The organism is Nonomuraea sp. NPDC049625 (assembly GCF_040675285.1).
In the GTDB taxonomy this organism is placed as follows: Bacteria; Actinomycetota; Actinomycetes; order Streptosporangiales; family Streptosporangiaceae; genus Nonomuraea; species Nonomuraea angiospora_A.
Genome location: NZ_JBFAOQ010000004.1, coordinates 612,151 through 621,631, shown reverse-complemented (window position 1 = coordinate 621,631; position 9,481 = coordinate 612,151). Strand labels below are relative to the sequence as shown.

Here is a 9,481-nt window from a genome sequence, read left to right as displayed (position 1 = left end):
GGCCGTCCGTTCGGGCCGTCCGTTCGGGCCGTCCGTTCGGGCCGTCCGTTCGGGCCGTCCGTTCGGGCCGTCCGTTCGGGCCGTCCGTTCGGGCCGTCCGTTCGGGCCAACCGCCCGGCCCACTCGGATGGGCAGCCGTCCGGGGCTGCCCATCCGCCTCCTAACCCGACCATTTGGGGTGGGGTCAGTGGAGGATTGAGTACAGGGCTGAGGTGAGGGAGGCGTGAGCGTCGTCTTGGTCGATGGACCACATCATCGAGCCGCCCAGCCCCTTGAGGCGGATGTACGCCGCCTTCTGCAGCAGCACCGCCGGATCGTCGTACGACCAGAACTCGTTCCCGTCATACAGCCACAGGGCCCCGGTCCGCAGGTCCCGGTAGCGCTTGCCGGGCTTGGTGACCAGGTCCTTGTAGTCCTCCGTCCCAGGCCCCCACTTCCCGGCGGCGGGGCCGGTGGCCGGCTTGTAGAGGCCGTCGCCGCCGCCGGTGACCCCCGTCCAGCCCTGCCCGTACGCGGGTACGCCGACCACGATCTTGCGGCCGGGCGCCCCGCGGGACAGGTAGTCGCGTACGGTCTGGTCCACGCTGTACCGCACCGGGTTCGGATCCCGCCGATCGGTAAGGAGGTTGCCGTTGTGCCCGGTCTGCGCCTCCCACGTCCCGTGCAGGTCATACCCCTGGACGGTGGCGAAGTCGAGCGCCCTGAACACCCGCCGCACCTCGAACCCGGCGTCGATCTTGGCGGCCGCGGCCGGGAGGAAGGCCGTGAGCTGAGCGTTTGAGGAGAAGGCGGTGAGCTGCGCCCGCAGTTCCTCCGCGAACAGCGTGAAGTTCCGCCTGTCCTCCGGCCGCACGACGTTCCCCTCGGCGCCGGAGGAGCCCGGCCACTCCCAGTCCAGGTCGATCCCGTCGAACACGCCGGCTCCGGCGCCCGCGGGGAGGTCCGGCAGGTTGCCGCGCAGCCACAGGTCGATGCACGAGCGGGCCAGCGCGGCACGGGACTCGGCGGTGAGGACCGCGTCGGAGAAGTACTTGGAACCGGTCCAGCCGCCCAGCGAGATCATCACCTTGAGCCCCGGGTGCTTGGCCTTGAGCTTGCGGAGCTGGTTGAGGTTGCCGTTCAGGGCCTGGCCGGGAGCGTCGGCCACGCCGTCCACGCTCTGCTCCGCGGGCACGGGCCGCTGCCAGTCCGCCCACGGGTCGGCCGAGTAGCAGGCGCCCCCGGCGTTCACGAACCCGAACGCGTAGTTCAGGTGTGTGAGCTTGGCCGCGGCGCCCGTGGCGTCCACGTCCTTGACGTGGTAGTTGCGCCCGTAGACGCCCCACTGGATGAAGTACGCGACCCGTTTGAAGCCGGTGCGGGCCTCGGCGGGCGCGGAGATCGCCGTACAGCCGAGTAAGAGCGAGAGTGCGAGGAGGATCGTCTTCTTCACGGGGCGACTCCCGAGGGGTGCACTTATAGGAAACTTTCCTAAAAGTAGGGCGACGGCCCGCCGCCGTCAACGATCCGCGCCACCTCCTCGGGGCTCGAGATCACCGCCCACGCGTACGCCGGGTTCGCGAACAGGCCGAGGACCAGGTCCGCCACGTCCTGCCTGCTCGTGGCCGCCAGCAGCAGGGTCACGACGTGCGCGGCCGGCGGCCGCAGGAACGCGTTCGTCCAGTCGGTGACCGGCGCCGCCGCCTCCCACATCCGCTCCGCCGTGGCGCGGCCGAAGGCGGCGTCGTACGGGCCGCCCGCCGCGATGGCGTCGGCCGCGATCCAGGCGCAGGCCGAACCCAGGTTCGCGCCCTGGCCGGTCAGCGGGTCGTTGGTGATCCAGGCGTCGCCGACGGCCAGCGCGATCCGCCCGCCGGGCAGCTCGGCCACCGCCTCGCGGACGACCGGCGTGATCGCCCCTTGCAGCAGGTCGTCCTCACCCAGCAGCTCGAAGCCCCCGTCCACCCGCTCGGCCAGTCGCGGCGCGTGCTCGGCGAGCAGCCCGGCCAGCTCCCCGGCGACCTCGGCCGCGGGCATGCGCGAGAGCGGCTCCAGCGGCCCGCCGGGAACCGCCTCGACCAGCACGCTGGAGACCACGCCGTGCCTGGTCATCATCGGCATGCGGAGGATCTCCCCGCACCCGGGCGAGACGTTGTAGCTGAACATGGGGCCGAGGTCGAGACCGCCGTACAACCCGGCCGTCAGGACGCGCTGCGGCCGGTCGAACGGCGAGCGCACCGGGTCGCGCGGGAACAGCTCCGCCACCGAGCGCCGCCCGGCCGTCACCACCATCAGCTCGTGCTCCCGGGACCATCGATCCACCCGCGCCGCGTCCGGCGGCGCGCCGGTGACGACGACCTCGCCGCCCCGGCCGGTGAAGTCGTCCAGGTACGCGGGCAGCAGCAGCCGGAAGTCGACCGCGTGGAACGGCTCGGAGATCCTGGCCAGGAACTCCAGCGGCGGATCCCCCCTTGATCGAGAGCTCGGCGGATCCCATCAGGCACGCGGGATCCCGGTAGTGCTCGCAGCCCAGCTCCCGCTCCCGTGCCAGGGTGTGCCCCATCCTGCCCACCGTGTTGGGCAGCCGCCCCGAGCGCAGGGAACCGGCGTCCCGCTCGCTGTAGAGCGTGGCCTCGATGCCGAGCTGCTGGAGGCGCAGAGCGAGGGTCAGCCCCGAGATTCCCGCGCCCACGATGCCGATGCCCGCCATGTGCAGCAGTGAACCTCTCGGGGGTTGCAGTTCGATAGCACCCTCGAACAACGGGCAAACTGAAGGGGTGCCATCCACCCTGCCTGACGGCGATCCCGTGCCCACCTCGGGCGAGCTGCCCGACAGCGCCCTGAGGGGCCTCGGCGAGCGTCCGTTCGGCTTCTACGTGCACGTGCCGTTCTGCGTGACCCGCTGCGGCTACTGCGACTTCAACACCTACACCGCCGCCGAGCTGGGCCCCGGCGCCTCGCACCGGGACTACGCGGACACGGTCGTCGAGGAGATCCGCCTCGCGCGCCGCGTCCTGGGCCCGGCCGAGCTGCCGGTGGAGACGGTGTTCTTCGGCGGTGGCACGCCCACGCTGCTCCCCCCGGAAGACCTGGCCAGGATCCTGGCCGCGATCGACTCGGAGTTCGGGTTGAGCGCGGGTGCCGAGGTGACCACGGAGGCCAACCCCGAGTCCGTCGACCCGGCCTACCTCGACAAGCTCCGCCAGGGCGGCTTCAACCGGATCAGCTTCGGCATGCAGAGCGTGGCCGAGCACGTGCTCCAGGTGCTCGACCGCCGGCACACCCCCGGCAGGGCGGCGGCGGCCGTCAAGGAGGCGAGGCAGGCCGGGTTCGAGCACGTCAACCTCGACCTGATCTACAGCACGCCCGGCGAGTCCGACGACGACTGGCGGGCCTCGCTGGCCGCCGCGATCGAGGCCGGGCCCGACCACGTGTCGGCGTACTCGCTGATCGTCGAGGAGGGCACCAGGCTGGCGGCCAGGATCCGGCGCGGCGAGCTGCCCATGCCCGACGACGACGTGGCCGCCGACCGCTACCTGATCGCCGACGAGCTGCTGTCCCAGGCCGGGTTCGACTGGTACGAGGTGTCCAACTGGGCCACGTCCGACCGGGCCCGCTGCCGCCACAACCTGCTCTACTGGACGGGCGGCGACTGGTGGGCCGCCGGGCCCGGCGCCCACAGCCACGTCGGCGGCACCCGCTGGTGGAACGTCAAGCACCCGGCCGCCTACGCCCAGCGGCTGGCCGCGGGCACGTCGCCCGCCCACGCGCGCGAGGTGCTCGGCGACGACGACCGGGCGGCCGAGCGGCTGATGCTGGAGCTGCGGCTTTCGTCCGGCTACCCGCTGGCCGAGGTGGCCCCGGACGCGCGCCCGGCCGTGGCGAGCGCGCTGGCGCGCGGCCTGCTGGAGCCCGGGCCGTTCAGGTCCGGCCTCATGGTGCTCACGCTGCAGGGGCGGCTGCTGGCCGACGCGCTGATCAGGGATCTGCTGGTCTAGGTGATCAGGCGGACGGCGAACGGGTAGCGGTACGGCTCGCCCTTGTTGGTGGCCATGGCGGCCTGGATGTGGAAGATCAGGGACAGGATCCAGACGACCGGCAGCAGGAGCAGGCCGATGAAGATGATCGTCAGGATGCCCGAGATGACGTAGCCGATGAACATCGTGATCTGGAAGTTGAGCGCCTCCGCCGCCTGATCCCTGACGTAGGGGGACTCGTCCTTCTTCATCAGGTAGATGATCAGCGGGCCGACCCAGGAGACCACCAGGCCGAGCAGGTGCGAGAGCATCGCCATGGTGGTGTCGTCGGTGCCCGGGCGGGGGCCGAACCTGCCGGGGACGTACGGCTCGCCGGGCGCGCCGTATCCGTATCCGTAGCCGGGCGGCTGCGGCGCGGAGCCGTAACCAGGCGGGGGAGGGCCGTAACCCTGGGGCTGCTGACCGTAGCCGGGCTGGCCATAACCGGGTTGGCCATAACCGGGTTGTCCGTAGCCGGGCTGGCCGGGACCGGGCTGTCCGTAGCCGGGTTGACCGGGACCGGGCTGTCCGTAGCCGGGTTGACCGTACGCCGGTTGGCCGTAGCCGGGCTGGGACCCTGGCTGCTGCCCGTACCCCGGCTGGCCGTAATGGGGCTCGGAGCCGGGCTGCTGCCCGTAAACGCCAGGCTGTGACCCGGATTGCCGGCCGTATCCGGGCTGCTGGGGGCCGGAGCCCTGGCTGGGCGGGATGCTCGACGGGGGGACGAAGCGGGTGGCGTCGTCGTCCGGCGGCGGCGGTTGCGGCGGGTCCTGGCTCATGATGCCTCCGTAACGAAGTCGATCAGTTCCTCGACCCGGCCGAGCAGTTCCGGCTCCAGGTCTGTGTACGTGGAGACGGCCCCGAGGATCCGCCGCCACGCCTCCGCGGGCTCCATCCGCCAGCCCAGGGCGGCGATGACGCCCTCTTTCCACGGCACTCCGCGCGGCACCGCGGGCCAGGCGGGAATGCGCAGCACGGACGGCTTGACCGCCTGCCAGATGTCGATGTACGGATGCCCCACGACGAGCACGTCCGGCGAGGTGATCTCGGCGGCGATCCTGCTCTCCTTGGAGCCGGGCACGAGGTGGTCCACCAGCACCCCCAGCCGGCGCTCCGGCTCCGGGCCGAACTCCGCCACGATGGCCGGCAGATGGTCCACGCCCTCCAGGTATTCGACCACGACCCCCTCGACCCGCAGGTCATGGCCCCAGATCTTCTCCACCAGGGCGGCGTCGTGCACGCCCTCCACGTAGATGCGGCTCTCCCGGGCGACCCTCGCCCGCAGCCCCTCCACGGCGATCGAGCCCGACGCGCTGCGCCTGGGCCCCGCGGGGGCCGCCGACGGGCGTACCAGCGTCACGGGCTTGCCCTCCAGCAGGAACGCGGCGGGCGCGAGCGGGAACAGCCGGCGTTTGCCGAACCGGTCTTCGAGCGTGACGGCCTCCTTGTCACAGGCCACCACCGCGCCGCAGAAGCCGCTGTCGGCGTCCTCCACGACGAGGTCCAGCTCGGCCGGCACTTTCGGGATCTTGCCCTTGCCCGGCCGCCGCCAATTCCCCGCCAGCACATCGCCCTCGTACACACGGGGACCGTAGCAAATCACCCGCCGACCGCAAGGCGCTTGCGCGCGCCGCTGCGGCGGACCAGCACGATGATGGTGCCGGCGATGGCGATGAGCAGTCCCGCCCCGGGGATCAGGATGAGCGCCATCACCCCACCGGCGATGCCGCCCGCGGCCGAGGTCAGCTCGCGGCCCACGCCGTAGCGCACGTCGGCCTGCTCCTGGGTGGTGCAGGACAGCTGGTAGTCGCCCCTGGTGGGCGCGTTGATCACGAGGATCTGCTCCCACTTGACGGACCCGGCCGTGACCGTCTGCGTGCCCGTGGTCTTGGCGAGCCTGGCTCCGTTGGTGATCTGGCACTCGTAGTGGACGGCGGTGTCGCTGGAGAGGTAGACGGCGGGTTTGTTCGCCGGGTCGATCGGCACCGTCACGGTTTCGCCGGACGCGAACGTCCTGGTGGGGGCTATGTTGCTGACGCTGCTGACGATGCCCGTGGCGAACAGGACGACGCCTGCGATGGTGCAGACCACGGCGATGCCCCAGACGAGCCCGATCCACCAAAGTCGCGGTTTGATGGCTTTCGAGTCGATTCGTACGGGGAATTGGGGTTGTTGGCCGTACTGTCCGTACTGAGGAGGTGGGCCGTACTGGGGTGGCGGGCCGTACTGAGGCGGAGGCCCGTACTGCGGCGGCGGCCCGTACTGGGGCGGTGGCTGACCGTAGCCAGGCTGAGACCCGGCCTGAGGGCCATAGCCGGGCTGGGACCCGGGCTGAGGGCCGTAACCCGGCTGGGAGCCGGGCTGTGGGCCGTACCCGGGCTGGGAGCCGGGCTGGGGCCCGTACGGCGGAGGCGGGGAGTTGTCGCTCATGTCGGCAAGTGTGGTACTTGCCCCTTGTAAGAAGCTAGGAGCCTGGTTGCGACCTTGTGTTATCGCACCTTGTGGATGAGAGCCGTACACTTGGCACTCAGGAACACAGAGTGCTAGATGGTTGCGTTCCTCGGATGTCAGAGGCAGGAGGTGAGCACGTGCTCGACGATCGGAAGCTGGCGGTGCTCCGCGCCATTGTCGAAGACTACGTGTCCACCAACGAACCGGTGGGCTCCAAGGCGCTCGCCGAGCGCCACAACCTGAAAGTCTCCCCGGCGACGGTCAGGAACGACATGGCCGCGCTGGAGGAGGAGGGCTACATCACCCAACCCCACACCAGCGCCGGCCGCGTGCCGACCGACAAGGGCTATCGGCTGTTCGTCGACCGGCTCTCGCAGGTCAAGCCCCTGTCCGGGGCCGAGCGCAGGGCCATCGAGACGTTCCTGGCCGGTGCGGTCGACCTCGACGACGTGGTCACCCGCACGGTCCGGCTGCTCGCGCAGCTGACCAGGCAGGTGGCGGTGGTGCAATACCCGACGCTGACGCGTTCGACGGTCAGGCACGTCGAGCTGGTGCCGCTGAACGACCGGCGGGTCATGCTCGTGCTGATCACCAACACCGGCCGCGTCGAGCAGCGCGTCATCGAGCTGCCCGAGGTGGTGGAGGACACCCGCATCGCCCACCTGCGCGCGGTCCTCAACGCCTGCCTCGACGGCTGCGGCCTGAGCAACGTGCCCGAGCTGGTCGCCGACCTGCCCGAGCGGCTCCCTCTCGAAGACCGCCCGGTGGTGGCGACGATCCTGTCGGTGCTGCTGGAGACGCTGGTCGAGCGGCACGACGAGAAGATCGTGTTCGCCGGCGCGGCCAACCTCGCGGGCGCCGACTTCTCGATCGGCCTGCGCGACGTGCTCGAGGCGCTGGAGGAGCAGGTCGTGCTCATGAGGCTGCTCGGCGAGACATCCGCAGACACACCGTCCGCGCTCACCGTGCGCATCGGCTCCGAAAACCCCTATCTGCGGGGGACATCCATAGTCGCGACCGGATACGGTTCAGGCGACAACCAACTGGCCCGGCTCGGGGTGTTGGGGCCCACGAGGATGGACTACCCAGTGACGATGGGAGCCGTGCGCGCGGTGGCACGCTACGTCAGCCAGATCCTGGCTGCATCATAAGAGGTCGATAAGTGGCAAACAGCGACTATTACGCCACCCTCGGGGTGCGCCGTGACGCCAGTCAGGACGAGATCAAGAAGGCTTATCGCCGACTTGCCCGCGAGCTGCATCCCGACGTGAACCCCGATCCTGAGACCCAGGAGCGGTTCAAGGAGATCACGCAGGCCTACGAGGTGCTGTCCGACCCGAACAAGCGCCAGATGTACGACCTGGGTGGCGACCCCTTCGGCGGCGCCGGAGCAGGCGCGGGCGCCGGCGGCTTCGGAGCGGGCTTCCCCTTCAGCGACATCATGGACGCGTTCTTCGGCACCGCGGCCGGCGCCAGGGGCCCGCGCTCGCGTGCCCGCAGGGGACGCAACGCCACCATCCGGGTCGAGCTCGACCTGCGCGAGACGGCGTTCGGCACCACGCGTGAGCTGGTCGTCGACACGGCCGTGCTCTGCGAGGTCTGCCACGGGGCCGGCACGGCGCCCGGCACCCACCCCGACACCTGCGACATGTGCAACGGGCGCGGCGAGATCTCCCAGGTCACCCGCTCGTTCCTGGGCCAGGTCATGACCTCGCGGCCCTGCCCGCAGTGCGGCGGTTTCGGCTCCATCATCCGCCACCCCTGCCAGGAGTGCTCCGGCGACGGGCGGGTGCGCACCCGCCGTACGATCAAGGTCCGCATCCCCGCGGGCGTCGAGGACGGCACCCACATCCAGCTCGCCGGCGAGGGCGAGGTCGGCCCCGGCGGCGGCCCGCCCGGAGACCTGTTCCTCGAGATCGTCGAGCGTGCCCACGAGATCTTCGAGCGGCGCGGCGACGACCTCCACTGCACCGTGCAGATCCCGATGACGGCGGCCGCGCTCGGCACCATCCTGGCGGTCGAGACGCTCGACGGCTCGGAGGAGGTCGATGTCCGCCCCGGCACGCAGTCGGGCCAGGTCATCACCATGTTCGGGCGGGGCGTGCAGCGGCTCAACGAGTCCGGCCGCGGCGACCTGCTGATCCACGTCAACGTCGAGACCCCGACCCGCCTCGAGCCCGCGCAGGAGGAGCTGCTGCGCGAGCTGGCCAAGCAGCGGGGCGAGGAGCGGCCGCCGGGCAAGTTCGCCCCCGGCCAGCAGGGCTTCTTCTCGCGGCTGCGCGACGCCTTCAACGGCAGGTGACGTGACCGTCCCGGTGTTCCTGTCGCAGGAGCTGGACGGGCCCGAGCTGACGCTCGGCGGCCCCGAGGGGCGCCACGCGGCCTCCGTGCGGCGCCTTCGGGCCGGCGAGCGGATTGATCTGACGGACGGCGCCGGCGCGGTCGCCGAGTGCGTCGTCCGCGAGGTCCTCAAGGACGCGCTGAGGCTCGACGTGCTGCGCCGCTACGAGGTCGAGCCGCCGCGGCCGCGGCTGGTCGTCGTCCAGGGGCTGCCCAAGGGCGACCGGGGCGAGCTGGCCGTCGAGATGATGACCGAGGCGGGCGTGGACGTCATCGTGCCCTGGGCCGCCTCGCGCAGCATCACCCAGTGGAAGGGCGACAAGGTCGCCAAGGGGCTGCACAAGTGGCGCTCGACGGCTCGTGAGGCGGGCAAGCAGGCCCGCAGGTTCCACCTTCCCGAGGTGACCGAGCCCGCCACCACCGCGCAGGTCGGCAAGCTGCTGGCGGGCGCGGCGCTGGGGCTGGTGCTGCACGAGGAGGCGGCCGAGCCGCTGTCCGGCGTGGCGCTGCCCGCGTCGGGCGACATCGTGGTGATCGTGGGGCCCGAAGGGGGCGTCTCGGACGACGAACTCGCCGGGTTCCGGGCGGCAGGAGCGGTGTCCGTGCTGCTGGGGCCCACGGTGCTGCGTACGTCCACGGCAGGGGTGGCGGCGGCCTCAGTGCTGCTCACGCGTACCGGACGCTGGTAGAGCCTT

General features: G+C 71.2%; 10 protein-coding genes. 5 read left to right on the top strand and 5 right to left on the bottom strand.

From position 1 onward, the window contains the following. Positions 1–184: 184 nt before the first annotated feature. Complete coding sequence (locus AB0J87_RS21215) at positions 185–1,432, bottom strand: glycoside hydrolase family 18 protein (RefSeq protein ID WP_363967478.1); 1,248 nt, start codon at positions 1,430–1,432, stop codon at positions 185–187. A 38-nt stretch (positions 1,433–1,470) separates the two neighbouring features. Next, positions 1,471–2,271, bottom strand: coding sequence for a styrene monooxygenase/indole monooxygenase family protein (locus AB0J87_RS21210; protein WP_363967476.1), 801 nt, complete (start codon positions 2,269–2,271; stop codon positions 1,471–1,473). Positions 2,272–2,277: 6 nt separating this feature from the next. On the opposite strand from AB0J87_RS21210, the gene AB0J87_RS21205 reads away from it, so the two are divergent. Both AB0J87_RS21205 and hemW read left to right on the top strand, forming a co-directional pair. Beyond that, on the top strand, positions 2,278–2,454 hold the full coding sequence (locus tag AB0J87_RS21205; RefSeq protein WP_363967474.1) for a hypothetical protein: 177 nt from the start codon (positions 2,278–2,280) through the stop codon (positions 2,452–2,454). Between the two features lie 302 nt (positions 2,455–2,756). After that, the gene (hemW, locus tag AB0J87_RS21200; RefSeq protein WP_350724919.1) at positions 2,757–3,977 is read left to right on the top strand and encodes a radical SAM family heme chaperone HemW; all 1,221 of its coding nucleotides are present in this window, start codon (positions 2,757–2,759) and stop codon (positions 3,975–3,977) included. Here the strand turns inward: hemW and AB0J87_RS21195 are convergent. The 3 genes from AB0J87_RS21195 to AB0J87_RS21185 are packed head-to-tail and all read right to left on the bottom strand — an operon-like array spanning position 3,974 to position 6,425. Then, the gene (locus AB0J87_RS21195) at positions 3,974–4,774 is read right to left on the bottom strand and encodes a DUF4870 domain-containing protein (protein ID WP_363967472.1); all 801 of its coding nucleotides are present in this window, start codon (positions 4,772–4,774) and stop codon (positions 3,974–3,976) included. The two genes, hemW and AB0J87_RS21195, sit on opposite strands and share 4 nt — an antisense overlap. Beyond that, a complete protein-coding gene (locus AB0J87_RS21190) occupies positions 4,771–5,577 on the bottom strand; it encodes a DUF3097 domain-containing protein (protein ID WP_350724923.1) in 807 nt (268 codons plus the stop codon). The genes AB0J87_RS21195 and AB0J87_RS21190 overlap by 4 nt, the downstream gene beginning before the upstream one ends. 17 nt (positions 5,578–5,594) lie before the next feature. Continuing rightward, positions 5,595–6,425 (bottom strand): hypothetical protein, encoded by an 831-nt coding sequence (locus AB0J87_RS21185; RefSeq protein ID WP_363967470.1) that lies wholly within the window; start codon positions 6,423–6,425, stop codon positions 5,595–5,597. Between the two features lie 158 nt (positions 6,426–6,583). Between AB0J87_RS21185 and hrcA the strand changes: the two genes are divergently transcribed. From hrcA to AB0J87_RS21170, 3 genes are read left to right on the top strand one after another with little or no spacing between them, the layout of a single operon-like run. Further along, positions 6,584–7,597 (top strand): heat-inducible transcriptional repressor HrcA, encoded by a 1,014-nt coding sequence (gene hrcA / locus AB0J87_RS21180; protein WP_350724927.1) that lies wholly within the window; start codon positions 6,584–6,586, stop codon positions 7,595–7,597. Positions 7,598–7,608: 11 nt separating this feature from the next. Beyond that, positions 7,609–8,748, top strand: a complete 1,140-nt coding sequence (gene dnaJ, locus AB0J87_RS21175; RefSeq protein WP_363967468.1) for a molecular chaperone DnaJ — start codon at positions 7,609–7,611, stop codon at positions 8,746–8,748. A gap of 1 nt (position 8,749) precedes the next feature. Beyond that, complete coding sequence (locus tag AB0J87_RS21170) at positions 8,750–9,475, top strand: 16S rRNA (uracil(1498)-N(3))-methyltransferase (protein WP_363967466.1); 726 nt, start codon at positions 8,750–8,752, stop codon at positions 9,473–9,475. The last annotated feature ends 6 nt before the right edge of the window (positions 9,476–9,481 follow it).

Bases quoted from the DNA above. Each gene is read 5' to 3' on its own strand.
- AB0J87_RS21210 (WP_363967476.1), bottom strand. From the start codon at position 2,271: ATGGTGGTGACGGCCGGGCGGCGCTCGGTGGCGGAGCTGTTCCCGCGC.
- AB0J87_RS21195 (WP_363967472.1), bottom strand. From the start codon at position 4,774: ATGAGCCAGGACCCGCCGCAACCGCCGCCGCCGGACGACGACGCCACC.
- AB0J87_RS21185 (WP_363967470.1), bottom strand. From the start codon at position 6,425: ATGAGCGACAACTCCCCGCCTCCGCCGTACGGGCCCCAGCCCGGCTCC.